Below are 24,804 nucleotides of genomic sequence, written 5' to 3' on the forward strand. Positions count from 1 at the left end.
GATCAGTGTTTACCATGCGCTTTTGATTCGCTTGGCGACAGACTGATAATTTTAGTATGTCAATTTCCAGTATTAGATCATGCCTATGTGATTTGTATCAGAGATAATATCTGATGTTAAATCCACCGGCCTTTATGCATAAATTAGTTTTAAACTTCTTCAGTATCATTATCTTGCAGTAATTGTGCCGCAGCAGGTTTTCTACGCATAGGAGCATCGCCGACATCCACGCCCGTGATGAAACGCTTATCCCGCGACGGTGCTGGTGTGGTTGCTTTGGTTCTTTTGCTCTTACCTTTAGCAAGCTCCGCTTTAGCAACACGTTTTACTGGCGTTTGTTTAGCTTTGCTTTTTAGACCACTAAATTTAGCTTCTAGGCCTGGAATTGTGCTGATCTCAAAGGTTTTTCTGAGGAAGACTTGGACTTTCTTAAAGTTGTCCCAATCTTTTGGCCCGACGAGCGATATCGCATCACCTTTTGCGCCTGCACGACCAGTACGGCCGATACGATGCACGTATTCTTCGGCAAATTTAGGCATGTCGAAGTTAACGACCAAGGACACATTGAGCAAATCCAGGCCGCGAGAGGCGACATCGGTTGTCACTAGTACTTGTTGTTGGCCACGGGCAAATTGGTCCATGATTTGGTTTCGTGCGGCCTGCTTTAAATCACCGCTGAGTGCGGCGGTTGCAAAACCTTGCGTGGTTAATTTAGCGGCTAAGCGCTCAGTATCTGGACGCGTCGCGGTAAAAATAATCACTTGTTTATGGGTTTCATCTTTGAGCAAACGGGCTAATAACGCTTCTTTATGGTCTAAGTGGTCACATAAAAAGATACGTTGATGAATATCGTTATGCTCAGAGTGAGCCGCGCCAATCGCCACGTGCGCTGGATTTTTTAGTAATGTTGCTGCGATATCATTGATTTCGTCGTGATCTAACGTGGCAGAAAACATCAGAGTTTGACGGCGTTTATGATCGGCTGCATCGTTGATGGCTTTTAACTGCGGGGCAAAGCCTAAATCTAACATGCGGTCGGCTTCATCGAGGACTAATAACTCTAAGCCATTGAGAAAAAGATGCTTCTGTTCTAAATGATCGGCGATACGGCCTGGAGTCGCGACAATAAAATGCGGTTCTTTCGCTAAGGCTTTGGCTTGGTCATTAAAGTTTTCACCGCCCAGTACGCTGATGGCCTTGTATTGGGTGTTGGCGACAAGGAGGCGAAGCTGACTATAAACCTGATGTGCTAGTTCGCGAGTCGGTAATAAAATCAAGACTCTAGGATCACGTTTCGACAGTGAGCGGGTAGAAATGACTCTTTGCAATGCGGGTAACAAAAACGCTAAGGTTTTACCTGAGCCCGTTTTTGATGACGCCATTAAATCTTTACCTGCCAATGCGATAGGCAGTGCTTGTTCCTGGATGGCGGTGGGTTCTGTGATCCCCATATGTTTTATGCTTTGAAGCAGACGCTGGTCCAGAGAAAAATCGGTAAATTGCAAAGGTATATCCCCTAAATCTTAGTAAGGGCAGATTATAGCCTTAATCGCCCTTGCTCAGCTATCCACATCGGTGATTATCTCTGCTTCATGCACGGATTGATGTAGAAAGTGTGCCATTTATGCTCTGTTGATTGTATTTATTTACATTGGTATTACAACCTCTTAATTGTGTCGTTTTTACCGATTGACAGTGGATATGGCAGGATTTTACGTTATCGTGTACTGCATTGAGTTACAGGAGAAATGATTTATGGCTAACGGAACAACCCCTTCGGTAGGTATTGCCTTGGGCAGTGGGGCGGCGAAAGGTTGGGCACATATAGGTGTATTGAATGGTTTAGCTGCCATGGGTATTAAGCCCGATAAAGTGGCTGGATGTTCGGTGGGGGCTTTAGTGGGTGCCGCTTACGCCCATGATCATTTACCCGAGTTAGAAAAATGGGTGCGCGGTTTTTCTAGTTGGGACGTGCTTGGCTTGATGGATATTCGATGGCGTAAGGGCGGGCTTATCGGCGGAGACAAGGTGTTCGATGTGCTGCATGCACGTATAGGAGATGTGAATATTGAGAATCTCAATCGTCCCTTTGCAGCCGTCGCGACTGACTTATACTCTGGTCAGGAAATTTGGTTTACTGAAGGGGATTTACGGCAAGCGGTACGGGCCTCTTGCTCCATGCCGGGGATTTTAGCCCCTGTCAGACAAGGAGAACGCTGGTTAGTCGATGGCGCTGTGGTGAATCCTGTTCCTGTTTCGGTTAGCCGTGCCATGGGCGTTGATGTAGTGATTGCAGTGGATTTATATGGTTATCATTCTGGGCGTATCCAAGTGTTACCCGTGAATATGACCAGCCAAAGGACTGTCCAAGCTGAAATGGATATGCCAGCGCGACAAGAAACGGGCTTTATGGATTTATTTGCCCGTGGCCGAGATTATGTCAGTAACCTAACCGATAAGTTTTCGCTCGGCACTAAATCGAATCCGGGGATGATTGCTGTGATGTCGCAATCTATGGGTATTTTAGAGCAAAGACATAAGCGGGCGCGGTTGATGGGCGATCCACCAGATATTTGTATTGTGCCAGAGGTGGGAAATATCGGCACTATGGAGTTTCACCGTGCTGATGAGGCGATTGCCGCCGGCGAAGCTGCGGTGGAGAAAGTCGCCCACTTGATTGAAGCTGCGCTCTGGAAAGGCTGATGATGCAAAATGTAGAGTCAAAAGCTTTCATATAGATAGTGTTTGATTGCAAGATAAACAAAAGTCGGTATCACTTTCGCGATACCGACTATTTGCTATCTCATATTGAGATGTTTATACCGCTTTGTTGGTGACTTAGGCTAGTTTTACCAACATTTTACCGCGATTCTTACCTTCAAATAGACCGATAAAAGCATCAGGTGCTTGTTCAAGCCCTTGATAAATTGTTTGTTCTGCTTTGACTTTGTCTTCCGCTAACCATTGAGCCATTTTTGCGGTGAACTCAGGATAATGCGCCCAATGTTCGGATACGATAAAACCTTCTAACTTGAGTTTTCGCATTACAATTAGGGCTAAGTTGTCAGGGCCAGGTGTTGGAGTTGTGTTGTTATATTGCGAAATCATACCGCAAACAGCGATACGTCCATGATCTTTCATATTGCTCAGCGCTGCGGCTAAATGCTCGCCACCGACGTTCTCAAAATACACGTCAATTCCTTCTGGGGCGGCTTTTGTCAACGCTTGGGTGAGATTGCCACAAGTTTTGTAATTGATGACCGCATCAACACCATAACTTTTTAATAATTCAGCTTTTTCATCTGAACCGACAGAGGCTATTACACGAGCACCTATTAGTTTACCAATTTGGCAGGCTACGCTACCTACTGCGCCAGAGGCGGCGGAAACGAACAGTGTCTCACCCGCTTTTAAATCTGTAATGCGAGTCAGTCCTGTCCAAGCTGTCATGCCTGGCATTCCGAGTACGCCGAGGAAATGTGAATTATCAAGCGTAGTTAGTGGTAAAGCTGTCAGTCCTGCGGTATCTGTGACTGCGTGTTCACGCCAACCTAGCATGCTGCTGACTTTAGTACCAACCGGGAACTCGGTGTTTTTTGACGCGATAACTTCACCAATCGCACCGCCTTCTAAGACTTGATTTAAGGCGAAGGGCGGAACATAACTCTTGCGATCAACCATGCGCCCGCGCATGTAAGGGTCAACCGACATCCATAGATTTTTAATCAGCACTTGTCCATCAGCGAGCGGTGCTAACGCTTTATTTACTAAAGTAAAGTTCTGTGCTGTAGGCATGCCTTCTGGGCGACTAGCTAGATGGATTTCACGGGTTTCAGTCATACTCTTCATAAAAACTCACCTTTTGTTTGTGCGCAAACTAATGATGTTAACTCTACGTGGCTTTAAGATTGAATGCAAATAGTTTGCGCGCAAACTAGATGGGGTGGCGCAGATCGGATAAGATAGCGTTATGTTTAAATGACAGGCGCTTAAACGTGCAGAATTGCTTACCTCAACATGAGCTAGACGCTACAAAACAGACTCATAGCCAAGCTTCTAGCGATCCACTCTGTTTATCCGATAATGTTTGTTTCGCGTTATATTCTGCGAGCAATGCATTAGTGCGTGCTTATCGGCCTCTACTCGAGGCATACGAGTTAACTTTCCCTCAATATTTAGTGATGCAAACCCTGTGGCGTCAAAACAGCTGCAGCCAAACCCAACTATCAATGGCGACTAAACTCGATATGGGAACCCTAACGCCAATCGTCAAGCGGTTAGAGTTGAAGGGGTTGATTACGCGATTAGCCTGCGTTGAAGATGAGCGGAAAAAGCTGATCACTCTGACAAGTCAAGGAGAGGGTATCAGGCACGAAGCTCTTGCCTTGAAGCAAACCTTGCTTGATAAAGTGCAGATGGACGCTGAGGCACTCGATTTACTAAGGCGGCAATGTCTTGCCTTGATCGAAGACATACAGTCCTAGATATAAGTTAGTTTATGCATAGTGATGCTATTAACTCAGGGGTTGCACTGATTAATACTTGATTGGCTTAGTTTTTGCTTTAAAACCGTCATTGAGTCTTAGACGCCGAATTTTTGACGATGAATTCTATTTTAAATGCCTTTAATCTTAATCGCAGCAGTGCCAGTATCGCCGATGCCTATGGTGCCAATAGCCAAAAGACGAGCACGGCTAAAACCGATACTACGACAGAAACAAATAAAACGCAGACGGATGCTACCAAACCCGATAACGGTAAAACCGATGAGATAGCGCTGTCGCCAAGGGCGCAACGCGCACAGAAAATTCAATCGATGGCGAAGGATTTTTTTGCCGATGGTCAATTTGGCGTCGCCGATATTCCCGCATTGGTGTCGCGCTTACAAAAAGATGGCATTTTATCGGATGTGCAACTCGAGCGTTTATCGAAAAACGGTATTACAGTGCCGAGCACAACAACGCCGACTAAACAATCGTTGCAAGATTTTTTAGATGATGAAATAAAATCATTAGCTAAAAAATCACCTAATAATCCTCTTATCAATACCTTAGTTGATGCTAAGAACGTCTTAACCAATATGGATGATGCTCAGTCGCCGGTGCTAGCCCAGAAGGCCACGAAAGTCCTTAGCCAATTGACGGATTATTTGAATTCTGAACCTCCGCTTACGGATGCTCAAAAGCAGCAGTGGCAGGGGCTAAAATCTATGATGCAACTCGCTTCATCTATGGGGGCGCATCAATCTGCATCGGGCCAACTCAGTAGTTATCTTGCGCTTGCTAAACGTTAATTCACATCCATAGTGCGTGATAAACACAAATTGTCACGCATTCAACTAGCTGGGTTTAATCAGCAGGTCAAGGCGCAATTTTCAGATAATTGGGCCTAGCTGCAGTTCTTGTTTGTTCTTTTATTTCATCCTAAAAACTATGATCTGGATCATGGACTCCTTACCGTCATTGTAGCCTAATGCTCTACATATTGTGTTTTGTGCTTTTAAAATCACTAGATGTAGTGTTAATTTTTAGGCGAGATGGAGAGGAACTGAACAATGCCAGTCGTAATTAAGCGTGATGGTTGCCGCACACCTTTTGATGAAACAAGGATAAGGGATGCAGTGAATGCCGCTGCAAACTCAGTTGGAATAGAGGATGGCGACTATGCAGCGACAGTGGCAGCGTGTATCAGTCAGAGCGTCGCGCCATTAGCTGAAGTCGATATCCACCATCTACAAGATGCGGTTGAGAATTTACTGATGGAAGGGCCGTACAAGTCCCTTGCGCGGGTGTATATCGAATACCGTCACGACAGAGATGTGTGCCGTGAAGCGACCAGTAAACTCAACCTCGAAATCCGTGGTTTAGTTGAGCAAAGCAATGCGGCTTTACTCAATGAAAATGCTAATAAAGATTCAAAAGTCATTCCTACTCAGCGGGATTTACTCGCGGGCATAGTCGCGAAACATTACGCCAAGAGTCATATTTTGCCAAAGGATGTGGTCGCTGCCCATGAAGCGGGCGAGATCCATTACCACGACCTAGATTACTCGCCGTTTTTCCCGATGTTTAACTGCATGTTGATTGATTTAGCTGGCATGTTGACCCACGGCTTTAAAATGGGTAATGCCGAAATTGAAACCCCTAAGTCTATTTCAACAGCGACAGCTGTGACCGCGCAGATCATTGCCCAAGTGGCGAGTCATATCTATGGCGGCACAACTATCAACCGTATCGATGAAGTGTTAGCGCCATTTGTCGCTAAGAGCTACGACAAGCATTACCAAATTGCCCTGAATTGGAAGATCACCGATGCCAAAGCCTTTGCTACGGCACAAACTGAAAAAGAATGTCACGATGCATTCCAGTCTTTGGAATATGAGGTCAATACTTTACACACTGCCAATGGCCAAACACCGTTCGTGACCTTTGGGTTTGGTTTAGGCACGTCATGGGAATCACGCTTAATTCAGCAATCAATGCTCAAAGTGCGGATGGCGGGATTGGGTAAAAATCGCAAGACTGCAGTATTCCCTAAGCTAGTGTTTGCGATTCGCGATGGTATTAATCATAAAGCGGGCGATTGCAATTACGATGTAAAACAGATGGCGCTCAAATGCGCGACAATGCGCATGTATCCCGACATTCTCAACTACGAGCAAGTCGAGAAAGTGACCGGTTCATTTAAAACCCCAATGGGCTGCCGTAGCTTTTTAGGCACCTATGAAGAAAATGGCGAGCTTGTGCATGAAGGGCGCAATAATTTGGGAGTGGTCAGTTTAAACCTGCCGCGGATTGCCTTAGAAGCCAATGGCGATGAGACTGAATTTTATCGTATTTTAGATGACAGATTAGTATTAGCCCGTAAAGCGTTGGATACCCGTATTGAGCGACTGAATGGTGTTAAAGCCCGCGTGGCACCTATCCTTTATATGGAAGGCGCCTGTGGTGTACGCTTGCGCGCTGATGATGATGTGGCGCAAATCTTTAAAAATGGCCGCGCTTCGATTTCACTCGGTTACATTGGCCTGCATGAAACCATGAATGCACTCTATGGCACCCAAACCCATGTATTTGACGATGCACAATTAAGGGACAAAGCCGTCGCTATTGTAGCTTATCTTAAAGCGGCTACCGATGCGTGGAAGGCCGAAACAGGTTATGGCTTTAGTCTGTATAGCACGCCAAGTGAGAGTCTCTGCAGCCGTTTTTGTAAACTGGATGCGAAGCAATTTGGGCTAGTCACAGGGGTGACAGATAAGGGCTATTACACCAATAGTTTTCACCTCGATGTGGAAAAAAGTGTTAACCCTTACGATAAAATTGATTTTGAACAGCCATATCCCGCTATCGCGAACGGTGGTTTTATTTGTTACGGTGAATATCCCAATATGCAGCATAACCTCGAAGCGCTGGAAAACGTCTGGGATTATAGCTACAGCCGCGTGCCTTACTATGGCACTAACACGCCAATTGATGAATGCTACGACTGTGGCTTTACCGGCGAATTTAGTTGTACCAGTAAAGGGTTCACTTGCCCTAAGTGTGGCAATCATGAACCTAGTCGGGTTTCTGTGACGCGCCGTGTGTGCGGTTACTTAGGCAGTCCTGATGCGCGGCCTTTTAATTATGGCAAGCAAGAAGAAGTAAAACGCAGGATCAAACACTTGTAACACTATTACCTTATTCTGCCTGTTAGACTTATTCCGTGGCATCAATGGTGCTATGGGATAAGTACCAATGTTAAAAGATGAAATGCACTGTGAGTAACCATCAATGAATTACCATCAGTATTTCCCTATCGATGTGGTCAATGGCCCAGGTACGCGTGCGACCTTGTTTGTCTCTGGCTGTGAGCACCAGTGCCGCGGTTGTTACAACCAAAGCACGTGGGATCCCCGTTCTGGGCATGTGTTTGATAGGACGATGGAAGATAGGATTATTGCCGATCTCAATGATCAGCGGATTGTGCGCCGTGGTTTATCGCTTTCGGGCGGCGATCCTTTATTGCCTGTCAATCTCAGTGCCATTTTGACGCTCGTCAAACGAGTCAAGGCTGAGTGTAAGGGGAAGGATATTTGGCTGTGGACAGGTTATGTGCTCGATGAGTTGAGTGATGAACAGCGCGCCGTGTTGGCCTATATTGATGTGCTGGTGGACGGAAAATTTGAACAAAGTCTTGCCGATCCGAGTCTTGTCTTTCGCGGTAGCAGCAATCAGATCATTCGTTTGTTATAAAAGCGGTAACGAGGATCTGTAACTTGCTGCTATAATCTCAGGCCTTGACACAGACGCTAGCATAATCAGGCTAAGATTTTACTGTGGCTAACTTAGGTAATTTAAGGTAACAGAATGAATTTAAAGCAAGAACTGCAGCAGCTTAACGATAAATTAGATAAATTTCGTCGTAAACTTGCTGCGGCTGAACAAAGAGGCGATGACGTCATTATTGCCCAGTTCAAACGCGAAATCGCTGCGGTCACTAAGCAAATCGGCAGTGTGAAAGGGCAACAAACCCGCTTATTGAATAAGCAAGGGTCAGATATCAAAGGTTTGCCTTTCCATCGTGCTTTGACAAAAGCGGAACAAGCGGACATGGGCAAACTGAAAAAGTCTGTCAAAGGGCTTGTGGTAATCCACCCTATGACGGCTATCGGCCGTGAAATGGGGCTAACGGAAGTTACTGGATACGCTCCCGCAAAATTTTAATGTGGGATTGGATGTCACTGGCACGGGATCGAGTGTCGATCACGTGTTTGTGCTCCTGTATTTAATGCACTGCTTCGTTTTAATCCATTCCTTCGTGCTGCCCATCGAAAAGACATTCATGTTTGGTTTAGTTGATTAAAACACTAAAGTATTTCTGGATTGTTCGAAAACACTTTAGAATAGTGCGCTTAGTTGGCTAAGTGCCTAATCCTCGTTTTGTTTCTAGGGATCTTATTCGTCTCATGGAATGAGAGTTGTCGTTAAGGTTAAGTATGTCGATAAAATATGTCGCGACGTCAAAGTTACCCACTCCTTGGGGCGTGTTTGCCATGCATGGTTTTGAAGATACCGAATCAGGTAAAGAGCATGTTGCGCTCACATTCGGTACACTCAGTGCGGATGAACCTGTGTTGGGCCGTATTCATTCCGAGTGTTTAACCGGCGATGCTTTATTTAGCTTGCGTTGTGACTGTGGTTTTCAGTTACAAGCTGCCATGCAAAATATTGCGGAAACGGGCAGTGGCTTTATCCTCTATTTACGCCAAGAAGGCCGTGGCATTGGTTTGCTGAATAAAATTCGCGCCTATGAGCTGCAAGATAAAGGCGCCAACACGGTTGAAGCCAACGAGCAACTCGGTTTCGAAGCGGATATGCGTAAATACGACATGATCAAGCCTATGCTGGAACAGATAGGGGTGAAGCATGTGCGTTTGATGACCAATAATCCGCGTAAAGTGAAAGCGATGAAGGAGTTTGGCATCGAAGTGGTTGAGCGCGTACCGCTGCAAGTTGGTAAAAATCGTTATAACGAAGCGTACTTAAAAACTAAATCCACTGAGCTTGGACACATGATGTCTGAATATCATTTTATGGATGAAAATAAGTAATTTTGTCATCATGATGAGTCGACCGATTGAGTTAAAAATGAGGAAGGTTTAAGTCAATTGAGCCATTGTTTCAGTCGGTTGCTATTAAGCTTGTCGCTAATGTGCTTGGCATTACTGAGCGTTATTTCTACCACCTTTGCCGATAGTATTTCCGCTACAAATACATTCATATCTGCATCTCAAGCGGATGATTCCGGCTTTTCTATCAATCATGCATCTAATAGTAATGCTAATGGTAGTAATCTGATAGAAACTAGTGCTAATCCAAATTCTGTTTACGCCTTTGGTAGTTATCTTGGCACTGGCGTTTACCGCGCTGCAAACCAAAATGCGACCGTCGTTAGTATTCCGTTAACTTTTGATTTGAAGAAAGATAGCGGTAGCCAAACTTGGTTACGTTTACCTATCTCCTTTGGCTTTTTTGATTATTTAGCCAAAGATATCACTGAAGGCGAGTTACCGTCGTCGATAGGTACTATGACGGTTACCCCAGGTTTTGAGCATCATTGGCAGGCGAGCGAAAATACTCGAATGGAAGGGTATTTAGATATCGGTTTTGGCACTAACTTCGATAAAAACGATAACGTTGCTATTATCGCCTCAGGGATCAGTAGCTTGTATGACTTTACCTTAGCAGGGCAGGATGCTGTGTGGGTATCGAGATTACGCTTTGCTGGGTACAGCGAGCACTATGGTAGGTTTTCGGATCAATTTGCAGTACTACAAACAGGTGTTGATTTAGGGTTAGCACCACGCTGGCAATGGTGGGATCTGCAGGTGCAACCAAGGATCTTTGCTGTAGGCTATTGGTATTTCAATGAACTTAGATTTATTAGCGAGATAGAGCAAGATACTATTGTTTCTGGCAGCTATGAGGCAGGCTTCTCCCTTGCCTTTTCTAAGCCGTTAGGCGGTGAATTATTGAGTGTTGATCGCATCGGATTCAGTTATCGTCGTGGCGATGGGCTCAATGTTTGGCGTTTAATGTTTAGCTTTCCTATCTAGGTTATCATCCATTACGGGCTGTATTACAAAGACTATTGGTAAGTTATCTTGTCTAAGCTGACTTTTGCGCGTCGCGCATCTTCTTATCAGTTAAGGTCGCTATTTGACTACTTAGCTGCATTATTTGTTCTTGGATTAACTTACGCTGTTGCTCCGCAACCTCAGAGTCATCTCCTTTAAGTTTGGCCAGCATTTTTTGTAGTGCTTTGATCTGCTCTTTTATTTTCTGGATTTGTTGGTCGATTAACGTCATGGGCTCTTCTGACGCATCATTTTCTGTTCCATCTTTTTTGGCTGCAGCATTGTCTCTTAAAGGGGCACCTACATCTGCGGACAATGCGGCGCGGCCGGCTGAAGAAATGGAGACTGTGTCTTGAGTATCCTGCGCATCTGCTGTCGATTCATTAGTCGCCGTTTTTGTTGTGGCAGGAGTTGCTGCGATATATGCGCCCGATACCGGAGTGAAAGTTGAGCCGATTGTGGCACTGTTTATTCCATTAATGCTCATTCCATACTCCATTAGATGCAAACTGTGTTGATACTCAAATCGCTATCGGCCATTAATTGGAAAACTGAAGCTAATTTTTGGCTTATTTGGCAAAAAGCGCGATATTGCTGATGACAATACAGCCCTCAAGTGAGGACTGTTCACGTTTTATGGCTGCAGAGGGCGAAGATTAACTGTTACCCCAAATATGGCTATTTACTTTGTCATCTGTGTTAGGTTTATCGCTTTTAGCTGACTTGTCAGGGGGAGTTTGATTGGTTTTCTTCGTCGCAATTTTTGCCGCAGGCTTCTTAGCGGTTTGACTCGCTTCCGCTTTAGGTGGAGGCAAGGGTAATTTGTTGGCTCTTAAATAAAGATATTCGACTTTATCCCGCGCCCACTCTGTTTTTCTCAAAAAACGTAAACAGGATTTGATGCTGGGATCGTGGGTAAAACAGCGGATATTAATTCTTTCCCCTAATTCTTCCCAGCCGTATTTCTCGACTAAATAAGTGATGATCGTTTCCAGTTTAATGCCGTGGAGCGGGTTATTCGATTGATTCATATTATGCATGTTGCAATGTGCTATGGCGGGAGTATAGCAGTTTTGTATGCCTGATACAGTGTGGAATGGTATCGAGTCAAGCTTGAATACCTTGCTAGCTTAAACCTGTGATAGCTGTTATTGGTGGAGCAGTATGATCAAAACAGGCGCAATAAAGCGCCTGTTTTAGGTTGGTCATTTGGACTGTTTGACTAGTCTTTGACTGGCTCTTTAAGCTCAGTTTCAACCGGTAAATCAATTTCGCCTTTACCTTTGGTTTTCACAATCAAGAGTGCTGTAATCACTAAGGTTGTGACTATGCCCGCTATGGTTGATACCGTCATAGGTAAACCTGCGCCTAAGGTTGACGAGTTCAGTAGGAAGGTGATTACCACAGTGGTCATAAACATCGCTGGAATTGTCGCAATCCAATGTAGTTTGTTATGTCGTAGCAGGTAAGCCGAAGCCGTCCACAGCATTAATACTGCAGTGGCTTGGTTTGCTACACCGAAGTAGCGCCAAATCACACCAAAGTCCACTTGGGTCAATATGCCGCCGATAACAAACAGTGGGAGAGCTAACACTAAGCGCTTTGGTAGTGAGATTTGTGGCATCTTGAAAAATTCAGCCAGAATCAAACGTGCAGAGCGGAAAGCCGTATCGCCTGAGGTAATCGGCAGAATAATCACCCCTAGGATAGCCATAAAGCCACCGATAGCGCCTAACAGACCGGTAGAGGCCTCATAGACGACGTTGGCAGGGTTACCTGACATACCCGCACTCAACCCTTCTACTCCGCCAAAGTAAGACAACGCGATGGCACACCAAAGCAATGCGATTATGCCTTCGCCTATCATGGCGCCAAAGAAGACGAAGCGACCATTCGTCTCGTTTTCAACGCAGCGGGCCATTAACGGTGATTGAGTAGCATGGAAACCCGATACCGCGCCACAGGCAATAGTGATGAATAGGGCAGGCCAAAGTGGCATGTCGTTCGGATTTAAGTTTTGGAAGAAATCGCCCGCTTGTACGTTAGGCAGTAAGGTATGCTCGCTTGATAGCATAATTGCGAAAGCTAAACCAAACGACATGAAGAACAATAAAGCGCCAAAGAAGGGGTACAGACGACCGATAATTTTATCGACAGGTACCACAGTTGCAATCAGGTAATAGACGAAGATTATACCAACGAAGATACTGACATCCCAACCGGTAAGCTTGCCAAGTAAGCCAGCAGGCGCAGAGATAAAGACCACACCGACTAGCAGTAACAGCACAATAGCAAACACGTTCATGAAGTGTTTGGCGCTCTTACCTAAATACTTACCCGCAAGGTTTGGCACGGATTGACCGCCATTGCGCACTGACAACATACCGGAGAAGTAGTCATGTACTGCACCTGCAAAGATACAGCCAACCACAATCCACAACATGGCTGCAGGACCATAGAGTGCACCTAAGATAGGACCAAAGATTGGGCCTACGCCTGCAATGTTTAATAATTGAATTAGATAGACTTTGCCTTTAGACATAGGCACAAAGTCGACGCCATCAGTTTGACTGAAAGCGGGTGTTTGACGATTAGCGTTAATGCCGAAGACTTTCTCGACAAAGGCGCCGTAGATAAAGTAGCCGCCGATCAGTAGACCGACACAGAGTAGGAACCACATCATTTTTGTTATCTCCCCATTTGAGTTCTGGCGAGTGTAAACAAGTTGTTGATATAAAACTTTGTAATCTCAATGAGTGGTCGAAAATGCAGTGTGAGCGGCAATAGGCGAGCTTAAGTGGTTACCATTTTATGTTAACGGTGAGTGTTGTTGGCTATCTTATGGCTAAAAATACATCGCTAAGATGACTTTTGGATTGTGTTTATTGAAAGCCAAATAGCTGTTTAAGGCTTTTAAGATAGCGGCGTGATACGGGGACTTTATCGCCTAAATGAGTGGTGACTTCAGCCCCAGTATCTAACAGCTCAATTTCAGCAATCGCCTTAGGTGAAATTAAATACTGCCGATGGCAGCGCACCAGTGGGGTTTTTTCTTCGAACACTTTCAAGGTCAACTGGGTATGGACTTTGCCTTTCGTGCTGGCCACATGGATGCCGCTTAAGTCACTGAACACATATTCCACATCTTGGATTGCAATGACTTTGAGTTTATTGCCGCTGTAGCAGGGAATATGTTCAAGACTCTTTGGGGTAATGGAGTCCATAGCCTGAGGCGTTAGATTTTTACGCACACGAGTGAGGGTTTTACTGAGTCTGTCGGCATCTATGGGTTTGAGTAAATAATCGAAGGCATGATTGTCGAAGGCTTTGACGGCAAACTCGTCGTATGCGGTGACAAACACGATTTTCGGCATGTCATCGGGGTCGAGCATTGCAATAAGTTCCATGCCCGAAATGCGTGGCATTTGGATATCAAGAAAGATTAACTGAGGTTTTTCTTTGGTTATGCTCTGTAATGCCTCAATAGCATTGGCGCATTGACCGACGATTTGGATGTCGTGTTCTTGCCCTAAAAGGTCAGCTAATTCTTCACGAGCAAACAGCTCATCATCGACAATTAAACAAGTGATCACGTGCGGTTATCCATATTTGATGTTTCAGGGCTTTCTATGGGCAATCTTATGGTGACACGAGTCAATTGATCGGGCTCGCACTCCACTGTCACGCCGTATTGTTCGCCAAAAATATTTTGAATTCGCTTATGCACTAAGTTCATCCCTAGACCTTCTGAGCCCTCAATGGGCTGATACAACCCGGCATTGTCTGTGACTTCTAGCTCCAGCACATCATTTTCGAGCTTGCCAGTCACTTTAATCTGCCCTTGCTCAATCATGTGCGAAGTGCCGTGCTTTACGGCATTCTCAATAATTGGCTGCAGGGTAAAGGCGGGGACTTTACAGTGGTAGAGTGATTCAGGTATCGCGATACTGACTTGTAATTTATCAATAAAACGCGCTTTTTCAATGGTGAGATAGGACGCTATGTGATCTAGCTCATCCCCAAGCGTCACTAAGCCTGTCGTTCGCTTTAAATTGATCCGTAAAAATTGTGATAACTGCTGCAGTAGCTGCTTAGACATATCAGGATCACGTTTGATAATCGCGCTAATGGTATTCAGTGCATTAAATAAAAAGTGCGGATTGACCTGAGCCTGCAGCAATTTAAGTTCGGCTTGAGTTAGTAGATTTTGCTGTTGCTCAAAACGCCCATAAAGAATTTGGTTTGATAATAGGCGGGCAATACCTTCACCTAAAGTACGGTTGATATTCAAAAAAAGTTTATTCTTAGGCTCATAGAGTTTAATCGTGCCAATGACTTCAGTATCACTGCGCAGCGGGATCACTAGACTTGACCCTAGACGGCAATGAGAAGAAATAGAGCATGCATAGGGCGTTTCAACGCCATCGGCGAACATGACCTTATTTTGATTGATGGCTTCTAAGGTGATTTTGGACGAAATCGGTGTACCTGGGAGATGGTGATCGGCGCCTATGCCAATAAAGGCTAACAGTTTTTCCCTGTCCGTGATGGCCACTGCACCCACATTGGTTTCTTCGATGACGATTTGGGCGACGTGACTACTACTTTCTTCGTTAAATCCTTTGGATAGTAATCCGACACTGCGTTCGGCAATTTTTAATGCCTTAGTCGAAAAGCTCGATGAGAGTTTATCAAACATGGTTTTTTGGTCACGGATCATGCTCATAAAGAGTGCCGCTCCCACGGAATTGACTAATAACATGGGCGGCGCGATTTGACGTACTAATTCCCATGCATCATCGAAGGGGCGTGCGACCAAAAGTATGATGCTCATTTGCATCATTTCAGCATAAAAAGTCACTAGGCAAACGAGTAATGGATTGTAGATGAGCTCACTTTTATCTGCGCGTCTTAAGTAGAAGCTTATCATCCCTGCGGATAAGCCTTCTAAGGTGGTAGAGATGGCGCAGGCTATATCAGTAAAGCCGCCCATACTGTAGCGGTGTAGCCCACCAGTCAGCCCCACCAGAAAACCAGTAACCGGTCCTCCTAATAATCCGCCTAAAACTGCGCCCATAGCACGAGTGTTGGCAATCGCTCCCGAGGTTTGCTCACCAAAATAAGTGGCCATGATGCAGAAACTCGAAAAAATCAGATACATAAAAATCTTATGTGGCAGACGAGGAGACGTTTCGGCAAACAGTTTAAACAGCGGTGTTTTACTGACTAAGTAAACGATCACTAAGTACAGCGACATCTGTTGGGTCAGTAATAGGATCAAAGACATAATGGCTCACATTATCGTCACAGATGTCGGCGCAGTCGTCCCCATTTGAAAGTTTGTGCGCGAGATCAGGGTTCGAATTTAACCGTTAGGATATAAAGAACAATAATATTGCATCTTTAGGAGGACATATGTCCAATTCTGTTCACGGTCATGATGTTATGGCGCTGATGGTAGCTCAAGGGGCCGCTATTATAAAGCCTGAATTAATTTCCATGATGGAGCAAAAGTTTGGCTCGGCGGCTCGATACCATACTTGTAGTGCAACTGATTTGAGTGCCGAAGCGTTAATTGAGTTACTTATAGGTAAAGGTAAGTTTTACGAAACGTCCCAAGGTATTCAACTTGTGGCTGGGCGAAAGTGTGAACATTAATACCCATCGTATTAAATATCTGTTCATTCAGCGGGAGCTCAAGGCGCTTTAGACAAGGCGAAGGCTTGAAGGCATAGTGGTGCTCTCTGTCGAAAGTCTTAAACGCAGTATAAAGCGCGATGCCATTAACATCAGCCGCCCTTCGGGAGCCACAGGCATTCCACTCCGGTGTTGCATGACTTAAAAGGGAATGACCATTTCTGCGTCAATGCGTCTTGGATTGATATGCCAGTGAGGCTCTGAACTGACTAACTATTTAATATGATTGGTATAATACACAGTGCCATAGCGTACTCATTTTATTTTGTTGTATTTTATTGATTATTTTTCAGTCACTTAGACGTGTAATCGTTTTGTTGAAGCTCAGGTTTCATCGTGGCGCTTATTTGCAATTTGCTCCTGCTGTGCGGGAGTGAGTAGGGTAAACTCATTGATCAAAATACGCAGTAATCGAGATTTTGCAATATGGGTGGATTTCGATAGGGCGTCAAGCTGAGAAATACTGTTTTCAGTGAGGGTAAAGGTCGCGTGGCGATAAATCTTAGTCGATTTTTTATCTAAGCCCTTAACTATGGTGTGTGTGGTGGGCGCAGCTAATAAACTCGCCTTACCTAAGGCGTAGTTATTGGCATCTTCAATGAAATCATCGACAGAAACCGGCTTGATGATTTGCTTAGGTTTCTTACGTTTAAGATCAGTTAAGCTCATAGCTATTTTCTGGTGGCATTGCGAATAACTCATCTGCTATGGCGCGGATCTCATCAGCTGCTTTTCCATCGGGTTCTATTTCGACGACTGAAGAGCCTCTTTCTTCACTGTCATCATAAATATTTCGGCAAAATGTAACTGAATTTAGCACTCTTAGTCCAAAGGATTGCACCACATCTTTGGCTTCTAAAATGCGTTTAAACTGTGTGGGAAGCGCTGGGCATTGGGTGAGCACTATAGTCGCGATCATTTTAGGATTCACCATCTTACAAGTACTTAGCATGTCTTCCATGTGGGGTAATGTTTTGAGATCGCGTCTTTTGGGTCTGAGGGGGATCACAACATAAGTCGCTACCGACATAGCTGCGCGCATGGCTAAGTTATCTTGGCCACCACAATCTACAATTACGTAGTCAAAACGCTCATTGAGGCTGAGTAAATCATTACGAATTTTGCCGTAAAGTTGGATGCAATTAATACTTGGGAGGCTTGGATCATTATTTCTTGCTTGGATCCAATCTGAAGTCGTGCGCTGGGGATCACAATCGACCATGAGGACGTTTGCCTGAAATTTTTGCTTAATATAAACGGCAAGATTTTGAGCGAGACAACTTTTTCCGCTACCACCTTTTTCACCACCTACCAGCAAGATCATACAGACGCCCCTTAATGAATTGTTCAATTCATTAAGTGTAGAACAGAGCCATTAAAGCTGCGAAATTTAAGTTAAATTAAAGCAGTTGCATAGCAATATGGTAGCTTTGGTCATGGCATCTCGCGCAACGGCAGACTTGTCCTTTAACAGTATTTTGTTGGGTTGAATTGGGATTAAAGGTCACTTCGATGAGTTCGCCCAGTGCAAACGGATTTTTATAATCGAATAAAATGCCGCGTCTTGCTAAGTCGATACATACACCTTCATCAGTTTGCCTCATGCCTTGAGTGTCGATCCAATTCAAGACCACGCGCTCTGCTTCCATGTCGACTCGCAGTGATGTGCGTTTTTCTTCAAAACCAGTAGTATGGTCACCCATAACTCAATTGCCCCGTAAATTATTGATCTCAGTAAAACTAGCATAATTGCTTTTTGGCAGAATACCAATGTGAAAGCTAGGTCTTTGATAATAGTTTTAAAACGAGAACAGCAGGTGCCATTGATTTAGGTTTCAATAGCACCAACTCAGGTATTTGATTAATTGTCGTATTCTTGATTTTTTGGATAAGGCATTTTTAATTGGCCCCAACGAATCACAATCACGGTTGCCGCTAAAATTAGCGTCGATAATGATATTGCTGCGATACGCCAGTCTTCCATGCTCTTCATATCTAAGATTAGGTAACGGGCCAAGGCGACAATCGCAATATAAAGCGGCATACGTACTGGTAACTTACCGGATTCATAGTAGTTAGCCACCATGGCTAATACTTCTAAGAAAATAAATAACAAGAGTAAATCAGCCAGTGCGACCATACGTACAGAGATGATATGCACAATTTCTTGGCCTATTGCGACAACGGTGGCAATGGCAATAATAAATAGGACTAAGTGTTCAACGGCTTTAAGGCTTTTAGAACCATATTGATGATAAAAAGGCATGGATATTCCCTACTTGATGTTTTTATAAATAGTAACAGCAAAAATCTATTTTTAGGGAAAAGCTAGGCGCCGCTGTGTGATTTAATTCACAGATATGTACGATCTTAAATTCGGCGCAAAGTGGAGTTAACGTGCTTGTATGTAGAAGGTGATTCACATGATGAACAAAAGGGAAGCGAGAGCGAATGTGTTAATCCGCTTATGCTGTTATCTCGACTCAATCGTTGTACCAACATAAGCGGTTTGAATATAAGAGATTATTTATTCTTGCGTTTCTGCCACTTAAACATAATTGAATATTTCCACAGATTATTAATCAGCAAATAACCAACAGCGGAAAAAACCACTCCTAGCACGAGACACCCGAGTAAGAATGCCGGACCTATGGTCGCAAGCGATGCTTCAATCCATTGCCAACTTGCTTCGAAGGCAAAATCTTGCGGAGCATGGCCGAGTATTTTAGCACCGAGTAAATACGCACCATAAAACATCACTGGCATAGTTAAGGGATTGGTTATCCATACTAATGCAACTGAAACAGGAATATTAACGTTAAATAGAATGGCAAAAGCCGCTGCAACAACCATCTGAAATGGCATGGGGATCCAAGCGACAAATAACCCTACGGCAAATGCGCCTGGGGCGGATTTTCGATTAAGTGCCCATAGATTGGGATTATGTAACAAGCGTCCGAACATGCGTAAGTGTTTATGCTCACGCAAGGTTTCAGGCTTAGGCATAAATCTTTTAATTAATTTTTTTGGCATATGCTGAAATTGCTGTCTTAACTTAATTCACTATGAATCGATTCATGTTTGGCTTTAGTGCCATCTTATTATCAGCGATGTTATGGCCTTCGCTGCCGCCAGTCAGTTACATACCCTACCTTGTTGTTGGGGCGTTAATCTTACACCGAAAAATCCCTGTCTGTGCAGGAGGGCTCTTTGCGGTAGCATGGCTAACTGGTTTTTGCTTAGGATTATCTAGGCAGGATTTGCCAGTGTTACAACAACCTATACAGGTAAGGGGCGAAATCATATCACTAGTTAGTCGAAACAGCGACTGGCTAAGTTTGGATATATCGCTCATTAAACCAAATTTAATCTTAGGGCCAAACGCAAAATTGCGACTCACGTGGAAAGATCCGCCAGAAGTCGATGTGGGTCAGGTTTGGCTGTTTACCTTGACACCTAAGAGCATTGCTAGCGTGCTAAATCAAGGCGGCTACAACGAACAAAAACAATTAATCAGTCAACATGTGGTCGGTAAAGGGCGAGTGATTGAGGCGCAGTTACTTGCGGTTTCGCCTTCATTGCGTAATGACCTCATAAGCGCATTGACACCTGAATTAGCCTCTTTACCTCAAGGTGACATTTTACTCGCCTTGCTTTTGGGGGATAAGCATTTGATCTCACAAGCTCGTTGGCAAGCACTAAGGCAGACTGGCACTGGCCATTTAGTGGCGATTTCCGGTTTGCACCTCTCCGTTGTCGCGGCATGGGTATACGCTTGCCTTTTGTTTGGATTGAGTCGTTTGGTGTCACATCAGAGTCGACGTAATATGACTTTTGCGTTAGTCGCGGCAGGTATAGGCGCAGCATTTTATGCCTATCTTGCAGGTTTTGGTGTATCGACTCAGCGTGCACTCGTGATGATTTTACTGTTAATGCTACTGAGTTTATTAAAGCGATTTTCTACTGCGTGGGAGCGCTTGCTGTTTGCATTGTTTGTCGTATTGTTACTCGACCCGCTTGCTTGTTTAAGTGCGGGATTTTGGCTGTCGTTTTGTGCTTTAGGGGTGATTTTATATACCTTAGTCATCCAGCCCAAAGAGTTTACGGCTGTGTCGACTCGAAGGACGCGTGTAGGCGCGGGGCTTTTACAATTTTGGGCCATCCAGTGGCGCTTGAGCCTTGGGCTTGGATTACTGCAAGGAGCACTCTTTGGTGGTGTGAGTTTACACAGCTTGTGGATGAATATCCTAGCTGTGCCATGGTTTAGTTTTGTTGTTATCCCATTAGCTATGGCGGGATTTATATGCTGGTGGGTTGGTACTGCGTTTGGGTTCTCTTGGTTAGGACTGCTTCGCCTAAGTGATTGGAGTTTATCACCCTATGCACAGTTGCTAGACATAAGCCAGCAATTGCCAGCCCATTGGTTAGCGCTTTCAGATACGATATTAGCCTTGGGGTTATCTGCGTTCATCGGTGGTGTGTTATGGCGCTATGTGCCTAAAAATAAAAATTATACTGCTTGGTTAAGCCTGCTGAGTTTACTGTTTATTCCCGCTTTGCTTTTCTGTATTACGCTGTGGTCACCCGTTCAAAATAATCGATGGGCTATGCATTTACTGGATGTGGGCCAAGGTTTAGCTGTGGTTATTGAAAAGAATGGTAGAGGGCTGGTCTACGACACAGGTGCCGCCTTTGGTGATGACTTCAGTTATGCGGAGCGGGTGATATTACCTTTCCTAAAAGCCAAAGGCATTCAAGATATTGATTATATTGTTATCAGCCATAGCGATAACGATCATGCAGGTGGTGCCCCTGTTTTGATTGAGGCTTACCCTAAGGCTTTAGTGATCACAGACATGGCTGGCTTTAGTGGCCAAGATTGCCGCCCAAGGCAGATTCAATGGCAAGGGCTGAGCTTGAATTTGCTTTCTCCGCCTCAAGCGTTAGTGGGTAATAATGGTTCCTGTGTTATACGCATTGATGATGACAGGCAGAGTCTACTGCTTACGGGGGATATCGAAAAGCAAATCGAAACTTCGCTATTAAGTCGTGCCTTAAGTGGTGAGTATGAGTTACAAAGTGAAGTGCTCGTTGCGCCCCACCACGGCAGTAAAACCTCGTCAACTGAAGCCTTTATTGATGCTGTGGCCCCCAAGTTAGTCTTGTTTCCTGCTGGTTTTGCTAATCGCTGGGGGTTTCCAAAATCCACAGTGGTTGAACGGTATCAGCAACGGGAGATTATGGGCCTAACTACAGGTATAGAAGGGCAGATTAGTGTGATTTTTCAGCAGTCTGAGCGAGAGGTTAAGACCTATCGTGGTGATTTAGCGCCATTTTGGTACAACTCTCTGTTTAGATTTGGTGACTTGATTAATCCAGAGTAGAATGCCTACTTTGCCATAATTTAGTGTTATCAATGACAACATCTCCTAAAGACGAAATGTGGACAGTTTTCAAACGATTACTGGGCTATATAAAACAGATGAAAGGCATGTTTATGCTTTCAGTTGCGGGATTAATTATTTATGGTCTCGTCGATGCCGCCTTTATCGCTTTCATCGGCCCCTTTATTGATAAGGGTTTCTCCGGCGGCGCACCTGCTGCGGTGACCAACGGCATCGCATTGCCAACCAGTGAAGGTTTCCACGCGAACAACGACGTGCTAATGATGGCGCCGCTTGTGGTTATCGTCATGTTTTCCCTGCGCGGTTTTGCCAACTTTGTCTCGACCTACGGCATTTCATACATGAGTGCGCGTTTGATCATGGACATGCGTCAGCAAGTGTTTGAGCATTATCTGAGCCTGCCTGTCAGTTATATGGATAAGGAAAATACCGGTAACTTGATCTCAAAAGTGACTTTTGATACTGAGCAAATCGCTCGAGCATCGGGAAGTGCTTTGATTTCAATCGTCCGCGATAGTGTGACTGTGTTTGGTATGCTGGTGCTGATGTTCTATAACTCTTGGAAGCTATCCCTCTGTATTCTTGTGATTGGTCCTATCATGGGCATGGTCATTGCGGTGGTTAGTCGTCGTTTCCGTAAGGTCTCTAAGCAAATTCAAACAGCCATGGGCGGGGTGAGTGCGACTACGGAGCAAATGATTAAAGGCCATAAAAACGTATTGGCCTTTGGTGGACAGGAAACAGAAGCAACCCGTTTTGCTAAAGTAAACGATCAAAACCGCCATCAAAATATGAAGTTAGCTGTGGCACAAGCCATTAGTCAGCCTCTGATCATGATTATTGGTTCATTCGCCTTAGCCTTTGTACTTTATGCGGCAAGCTTAGACAGCATGAAAGCCGATCTTACCGCGGGTACCTTCGCGACGATTCTTGGCGCTATGATGGCCATGTTACAGCCAATCAAAAACTTAACCCGAGTGAATGCCGAATTTCAACGGGGTATTGCGGCTTGTACCACAGTGTTTGAATTACTGGATACGCTGCCAGAGTCCGATACGGGAACTTATACTGTCGAGCGTGCTAAGGGTCATCTACGTTTTGATAATGTGTGTTTTACCTATGACAGCCAAGATCGTCGTGCACTTGAGAATGTCGATTTTGAAGTCAAACCCGGGCAAACCTTAGCCTTAGTTGGACGTTCTGGCTCAGGTAAGTCGACTATTGCGAGTTTAGTGACCCGTTTTTATACGGGCCTTGAATCCGGCGATATTCTGCTTGATGACGTCAGCATCTACGATTACTCGCTAAAATCGCTGCGTAATCAAGTGGCACTGGTATCGCAACAGGTGACCTTGTTCAATGACACGATAGCCAATAACATCGCTTACGCCTATCCCGGTGAGGCGACTCGTGAGCAGATCATTGAAGCTGCGACCTTGGCCTATGCGATGGAGTTTATTGATCAGCTGCCCCAAGGCCTTGATACCCAAGTGGGTGAGAATGGCGTGTTATTGTCCGGTGGTCAAAGACAGCGGATTGCGATTGCACGCGCTATGTTGCGTGATGCGCCTGTGTTGATCCTCGATGAAGCGACCTCAGCACTGGATACTGAGTCAGAAAAAGCCATTCAAAAAGGGTTAGATAACCTCAGACAAAACCGCACATCTGTAGTGATCGCCCACAGGTTGTCGACCATCGAGAGTGCCGATCAGATTTTAGTAGTCGATCAGGGGCGTATCGTCGAGCGCGGGACGCACCAATCACTATTGGAATTAGATGGCATGTACGCCAAATTATACCAAATGCAATTTGGTAGTTAGATGCAGGCCTTAGTGAATAAAATCTGGTATCAGGGCCATCCACTGCGATGGCTCTTGTTACCTTTATCGGGCTTATTCGCGGTTATCACTTATGTGCGCCGCGCTTTGTTTCACCTCGGGATGAAATTACAAACTGCAATGCCTGTACCTATCATCGTCGTCGGTAATATTACCGTCGGTGGCAGCGGTAAGACGCCAACTGTGATTTATCTGATTGAATTACTGCGCCAACATGGATTTCACCCCGGTGTGATCAGTCGTGGTTACGGTGTTGATATTCAAGGCGTTAAATCGGTTTGCTTAGGTGCAAGTGCGGCAGAGGTGGGTGATGAACCTGCCATGATAGTGGCGCGTACTCAAGTGCCCATGGTGGTTGGCGCTAAACGGGTCGATGCGGCTAATGCGCTTATTGCTGAGTTTGGTGTCGATGTCATCATCTGTGACGATGGCCTACAGCATTATGCTCTGGCACGCGATATTGAGCTGGTGGTGATTGATGGTCAGCGCGGTTTAGGCAATGGCTTGCTATTGCCAGCAGGTCCATTGCGTGAAGGCGCGTGGCGTCTCGATACCGTGGATTTTATCGTCAGTAATGGCGGCCCAGCGGCAAAAGGGCAGTTCGAAATGCAACTGACACCTACGGCAGTGAAGCCTGTTAAATGTGATGCGACGTCTGGTGAATATACTTTCGATAAGTCTCAGCCGCTCGTTGCGATGGCGGGCATAGGTAATCCAGCGCGTTTCTTTGAATCGTTGCGCGCACAAGGCTATCAACTGGCCTTCTGCCATGGTTTTGATGACCATCAGGCCTACGATAAAACCCAGTTAGGTGATTTAGCCCAAGGCTTGCCACTGTTGATGACAGAAAAAGATGCGGTTAAATGTCGCGATTTTGCACAAGAAAACTGGTGGTATTTGGCGGTCGATGCCAAGCTATCCCCACAATTTGATGAACAGCTGCTCGCACGTCTTCGTGAAGTGGCTGCAGCTAAATAAGGAAACTTCCATGGCATTCGATAAAAAATTGTTAGATATAGTGGCTTGCCCTGTGTGTAAGGGAAAACTTGAGTACGATAAAACGACGCAGCAGTTGATTTGTAAGGCAGATAAACTTGCTTATCCGATCACTGAAGGTATCCCTGTGTTATTGGAAAATCGTGCTGTGCCACTGACCGAATCAGTTTAGTGTGACGTGAATGCGCGTATTGTCTCATACGCGCATGCTTGTTTTTTATTCTGCTTATTATCGTTTTAGCTATTT

The 24,804-nt window shown here is 45.0% G+C and carries 25 protein-coding genes and 1 pseudogene; 13 read left to right on the forward strand and 13 right to left on the reverse strand.

The features are described 5' to 3' along the window. Positions 1-149: 149 nt before the first annotated feature. The gene (locus HUB64_RS04955) at positions 150-1,505 is read right to left on the reverse strand and encodes a DEAD/DEAH box helicase (RefSeq protein ID WP_173496518.1); all 1,356 of its coding nucleotides are present in this window, start codon (positions 1,503-1,505) and stop codon (positions 150-152) included. 250 nt (positions 1,506-1,755) lie between these two features. Here HUB64_RS04955 and rssA point away from each other — a divergent pair, with 250 nt between their 5' ends. Next, positions 1,756-2,703: a patatin-like phospholipase RssA gene (gene rssA, locus HUB64_RS04960; RefSeq protein WP_105252908.1), complete on the forward strand. Its 948-nt coding sequence runs from the start codon at positions 1,756-1,758 to the stop codon at positions 2,701-2,703. A gap of 135 nt (positions 2,704-2,838) precedes the next feature. Here rssA and HUB64_RS04965 read toward each other — a convergent pair whose 3' ends face one another. Then, the gene (locus HUB64_RS04965; protein ID WP_173496519.1) at positions 2,839-3,849 is read right to left on the reverse strand and encodes an NADP-dependent oxidoreductase; all 1,011 of its coding nucleotides are present in this window, start codon (positions 3,847-3,849) and stop codon (positions 2,839-2,841) included. 146 nt (positions 3,850-3,995) lie between these two features. On the opposite strand from HUB64_RS04965, the gene HUB64_RS04970 reads away from it, so the two are divergent. The 7 genes from HUB64_RS04970 (at position 3,996) to HUB64_RS05000 (ending at position 10,600) form a co-directional block, all read left to right on the forward strand. Further along, positions 3,996-4,484 (forward strand): MarR family transcriptional regulator, encoded by a 489-nt coding sequence (locus tag HUB64_RS04970; protein WP_173496520.1) that lies wholly within the window; start codon positions 3,996-3,998, stop codon positions 4,482-4,484. Positions 4,485-4,603: 119 nt separating this feature from the next. Continuing rightward, positions 4,604-5,293, forward strand: a complete 690-nt coding sequence (locus tag HUB64_RS04975) for a hypothetical protein (RefSeq protein WP_173496521.1) — start codon at positions 4,604-4,606, stop codon at positions 5,291-5,293. 261 nt (positions 5,294-5,554) lie between these two features. Beyond that, positions 5,555-7,672, forward strand: a complete 2,118-nt coding sequence (gene nrdD / locus HUB64_RS04980; RefSeq protein ID WP_173496522.1) for an anaerobic ribonucleoside-triphosphate reductase — start codon at positions 5,555-5,557, stop codon at positions 7,670-7,672. A gap of 103 nt (positions 7,673-7,775) precedes the next feature. After that, the gene (nrdG, locus tag HUB64_RS04985; RefSeq protein WP_105252903.1) at positions 7,776-8,237 is read left to right on the forward strand and encodes an anaerobic ribonucleoside-triphosphate reductase-activating protein; all 462 of its coding nucleotides are present in this window, start codon (positions 7,776-7,778) and stop codon (positions 8,235-8,237) included. A 114-nt stretch (positions 8,238-8,351) separates the two neighbouring features. Next, the gene (locus HUB64_RS04990) at positions 8,352-8,708 is read left to right on the forward strand and encodes a YibL family ribosome-associated protein (protein WP_028760414.1); all 357 of its coding nucleotides are present in this window, start codon (positions 8,352-8,354) and stop codon (positions 8,706-8,708) included. A 272-nt stretch (positions 8,709-8,980) separates the two neighbouring features. Beyond that, complete coding sequence (ribA, locus tag HUB64_RS04995; protein ID WP_006087423.1) at positions 8,981-9,595, forward strand: GTP cyclohydrolase II; 615 nt, start codon at positions 8,981-8,983, stop codon at positions 9,593-9,595. Between the two features lie 57 nt (positions 9,596-9,652). Next, on the forward strand, positions 9,653-10,600 hold the full coding sequence (locus HUB64_RS05000; protein WP_173245553.1) for a hypothetical protein: 948 nt from the start codon (positions 9,653-9,655) through the stop codon (positions 10,598-10,600). 52 nt (positions 10,601-10,652) lie between these two features. On the opposite strand, the gene HUB64_RS05005 is transcribed toward HUB64_RS05000, so the two are convergent. The 5 genes from HUB64_RS05005 to HUB64_RS05025 all read right to left on the reverse strand — a co-directional run bounded on the left by HUB64_RS05005 (position 10,653) and on the right by HUB64_RS05025 (position 15,908). Next, positions 10,653-11,108, reverse strand: a complete 456-nt coding sequence (locus tag HUB64_RS05005) for a FlxA-like family protein (RefSeq protein ID WP_173245551.1) — start codon at positions 11,106-11,108, stop codon at positions 10,653-10,655. A gap of 169 nt (positions 11,109-11,277) precedes the next feature. After that, a complete protein-coding gene (locus tag HUB64_RS05010; protein WP_173245547.1) occupies positions 11,278-11,661 on the reverse strand; it encodes a VF530 family DNA-binding protein in 384 nt (127 codons plus the stop codon). 182 nt (positions 11,662-11,843) lie between these two features. Beyond that, positions 11,844-13,304: a carbon starvation protein A gene (locus HUB64_RS05015; protein WP_173245544.1), complete on the reverse strand. Its 1,461-nt coding sequence runs from the start codon at positions 13,302-13,304 to the stop codon at positions 11,844-11,846. A 199-nt stretch (positions 13,305-13,503) separates the two neighbouring features. Then, positions 13,504-14,214: a two-component system response regulator BtsR gene (gene btsR / locus HUB64_RS05020; RefSeq protein ID WP_028760409.1), complete on the reverse strand. Its 711-nt coding sequence runs from the start codon at positions 14,212-14,214 to the stop codon at positions 13,504-13,506. Next, on the reverse strand, positions 14,211-15,908 hold the full coding sequence (locus tag HUB64_RS05025; RefSeq protein ID WP_028760408.1) for a sensor histidine kinase: 1,698 nt from the start codon (positions 15,906-15,908) through the stop codon (positions 14,211-14,213). Before HUB64_RS05025 ends, btsR begins: the two co-directional genes overlap by 4 nt. A gap of 128 nt (positions 15,909-16,036) precedes the next feature. On the opposite strand from HUB64_RS05025, the gene HUB64_RS05030 reads away from it, so the two are divergent. Then, the gene (locus tag HUB64_RS05030; protein WP_028760407.1) at positions 16,037-16,279 is read left to right on the forward strand and encodes a YecH family metal-binding protein; all 243 of its coding nucleotides are present in this window, start codon (positions 16,037-16,039) and stop codon (positions 16,277-16,279) included. Here HUB64_RS05030 and HUB64_RS23135 read toward each other — a convergent pair. From HUB64_RS23135 to HUB64_RS05055, 6 genes and pseudogenes are all read right to left on the reverse strand, one after another. Next, positions 16,206-16,405: pseudogene (locus HUB64_RS23135) on the reverse strand (hypothetical protein). The gene HUB64_RS05030 and the pseudogene HUB64_RS23135 overlap by 74 nt on opposite strands. A gap of 237 nt (positions 16,406-16,642) precedes the next feature. Beyond that, positions 16,643-16,987 (reverse strand): replication protein RepA, encoded by a 345-nt coding sequence (locus HUB64_RS05035; RefSeq protein WP_173245541.1) that lies wholly within the window; start codon positions 16,985-16,987, stop codon positions 16,643-16,645. Continuing rightward, positions 16,974-17,642 (reverse strand): AAA family ATPase, encoded by a 669-nt coding sequence (locus HUB64_RS05040; protein WP_028760405.1) that lies wholly within the window; start codon positions 17,640-17,642, stop codon positions 16,974-16,976. The genes HUB64_RS05035 and HUB64_RS05040 overlap by 14 nt, the downstream gene beginning before the upstream one ends. A gap of 76 nt (positions 17,643-17,718) precedes the next feature. Then, entirely contained in the window at positions 17,719-18,021 is a 303-nt protein-coding gene (locus HUB64_RS05045; protein ID WP_173245538.1) for a PilZ domain-containing protein, read from the reverse strand. A 158-nt stretch (positions 18,022-18,179) separates the two neighbouring features. Then, complete coding sequence (locus tag HUB64_RS05050) at positions 18,180-18,584, reverse strand: phosphate-starvation-inducible protein PsiE (protein ID WP_028760403.1); 405 nt, start codon at positions 18,582-18,584, stop codon at positions 18,180-18,182. A gap of 257 nt (positions 18,585-18,841) precedes the next feature. Then, positions 18,842-19,351, reverse strand: coding sequence for a DUF2062 domain-containing protein (locus HUB64_RS05055; protein ID WP_028760402.1), 510 nt, complete (start codon positions 19,349-19,351; stop codon positions 18,842-18,844). 32 nt (positions 19,352-19,383) lie between these two features. Between HUB64_RS05055 and HUB64_RS05060 the strand changes: the two genes are divergently transcribed. The 4 genes from HUB64_RS05060 to HUB64_RS05075 are packed head-to-tail and all read left to right on the forward strand — an operon-like array spanning position 19,384 to position 24,729. Next, the gene (locus HUB64_RS05060; protein ID WP_173245535.1) at positions 19,384-21,702 is read left to right on the forward strand and encodes a DNA internalization-related competence protein ComEC/Rec2; all 2,319 of its coding nucleotides are present in this window, start codon (positions 19,384-19,386) and stop codon (positions 21,700-21,702) included. A 32-nt stretch (positions 21,703-21,734) separates the two neighbouring features. Continuing rightward, complete coding sequence (gene msbA / locus HUB64_RS05065) at positions 21,735-23,543, forward strand: lipid A export permease/ATP-binding protein MsbA (protein ID WP_105252892.1); 1,809 nt, start codon at positions 21,735-21,737, stop codon at positions 23,541-23,543. Further along, positions 23,544-24,539, forward strand: a complete 996-nt coding sequence (gene lpxK / locus HUB64_RS05070; RefSeq protein WP_173496523.1) for a tetraacyldisaccharide 4'-kinase — start codon at positions 23,544-23,546, stop codon at positions 24,537-24,539. It abuts the gene before it with no gap. A 10-nt stretch (positions 24,540-24,549) separates the two neighbouring features. Further along, positions 24,550-24,729 carry a Trm112 family protein gene (locus HUB64_RS05075; protein ID WP_006081200.1) on the forward strand — a complete coding sequence of 60 codons (180 nt, stop codon included), beginning with the start codon at positions 24,550-24,552 and terminating at the stop codon, positions 24,727-24,729. Positions 24,730-24,804 lie beyond the last annotated feature (75 nt).

This window comes from Shewanella sp. ISTPL2 (assembly GCF_013283205.1).
Classification (GTDB): Bacteria; Pseudomonadota; Gammaproteobacteria; order Enterobacterales; family Shewanellaceae; genus Shewanella; species Shewanella oncorhynchi.

What these genes read in the sequence shown, in the direction of transcription:
- HUB64_RS05035 (WP_173245541.1), bottom strand. Translation starts at nt 16,987, where the DNA reads ATGAGCTTAACTGATCTTAAACGTAAGAAACCTAAGCAAATCATCAAG.
- HUB64_RS05005 (WP_173245551.1), bottom strand. Translation starts at nt 11,108, where the DNA reads ATGAGCATTAATGGAATAAACAGTGCCACAATCGGCTCAACTTTCACT.
- HUB64_RS04975 (WP_173496521.1), top strand. Translation starts at nt 4,604, where the DNA reads ATGAATTCTATTTTAAATGCCTTTAATCTTAATCGCAGCAGTGCCAGT.
- lpxK (WP_173496523.1), top strand. Translation starts at nt 23,544, where the DNA reads ATGCAGGCCTTAGTGAATAAAATCTGGTATCAGGGCCATCCACTGCGA.
- ribA (WP_006087423.1), top strand. Translation starts at nt 8,981, where the DNA reads ATGTCGATAAAATATGTCGCGACGTCAAAGTTACCCACTCCTTGGGGC.
- HUB64_RS05010 (WP_173245547.1), bottom strand. Translation starts at nt 11,661, where the DNA reads ATGCATAATATGAATCAATCGAATAACCCGCTCCACGGCATTAAACTG.
- nrdG (WP_105252903.1), top strand. Translation starts at nt 7,776, where the DNA reads ATGAATTACCATCAGTATTTCCCTATCGATGTGGTCAATGGCCCAGGT.
- HUB64_RS05040 (WP_028760405.1), bottom strand. Translation starts at nt 17,642, where the DNA reads ATGATCTTGCTGGTAGGTGGTGAAAAAGGTGGTAGCGGAAAAAGTTGT.
- HUB64_RS05025 (WP_028760408.1), bottom strand. Translation starts at nt 15,908, where the DNA reads ATGTCTTTGATCCTATTACTGACCCAACAGATGTCGCTGTACTTAGTG.
- HUB64_RS05050 (WP_028760403.1), bottom strand. Translation starts at nt 18,584, where the DNA reads ATGCCTTTTTATCATCAATATGGTTCTAAAAGCCTTAAAGCCGTTGAA.
- rssA (WP_105252908.1), top strand. Translation starts at nt 1,756, where the DNA reads ATGGCTAACGGAACAACCCCTTCGGTAGGTATTGCCTTGGGCAGTGGG.
- msbA (WP_105252892.1), top strand. Translation starts at nt 21,735, where the DNA reads ATGACAACATCTCCTAAAGACGAAATGTGGACAGTTTTCAAACGATTA.
- HUB64_RS05045 (WP_173245538.1), bottom strand. Translation starts at nt 18,021, where the DNA reads ATGGGTGACCATACTACTGGTTTTGAAGAAAAACGCACATCACTGCGA.
- HUB64_RS05060 (WP_173245535.1), top strand. Translation starts at nt 19,384, where the DNA reads ATGAATCGATTCATGTTTGGCTTTAGTGCCATCTTATTATCAGCGATG.
- HUB64_RS05055 (WP_028760402.1), bottom strand. Translation starts at nt 19,351, where the DNA reads ATGCCAAAAAAATTAATTAAAAGATTTATGCCTAAGCCTGAAACCTTG.
- HUB64_RS05015 (WP_173245544.1), bottom strand. Translation starts at nt 13,304, where the DNA reads ATGATGTGGTTCCTACTCTGTGTCGGTCTACTGATCGGCGGCTACTTT.
- HUB64_RS04965 (WP_173496519.1), bottom strand. Translation starts at nt 3,849, where the DNA reads ATGAAGAGTATGACTGAAACCCGTGAAATCCATCTAGCTAGTCGCCCA.
- nrdD (WP_173496522.1), top strand. Translation starts at nt 5,555, where the DNA reads ATGCCAGTCGTAATTAAGCGTGATGGTTGCCGCACACCTTTTGATGAA.
- HUB64_RS05075 (WP_006081200.1), top strand. Translation starts at nt 24,550, where the DNA reads ATGGCATTCGATAAAAAATTGTTAGATATAGTGGCTTGCCCTGTGTGT.
- HUB64_RS04990 (WP_028760414.1), top strand. Translation starts at nt 8,352, where the DNA reads ATGAATTTAAAGCAAGAACTGCAGCAGCTTAACGATAAATTAGATAAA.
- HUB64_RS05030 (WP_028760407.1), top strand. Translation starts at nt 16,037, where the DNA reads ATGTCCAATTCTGTTCACGGTCATGATGTTATGGCGCTGATGGTAGCT.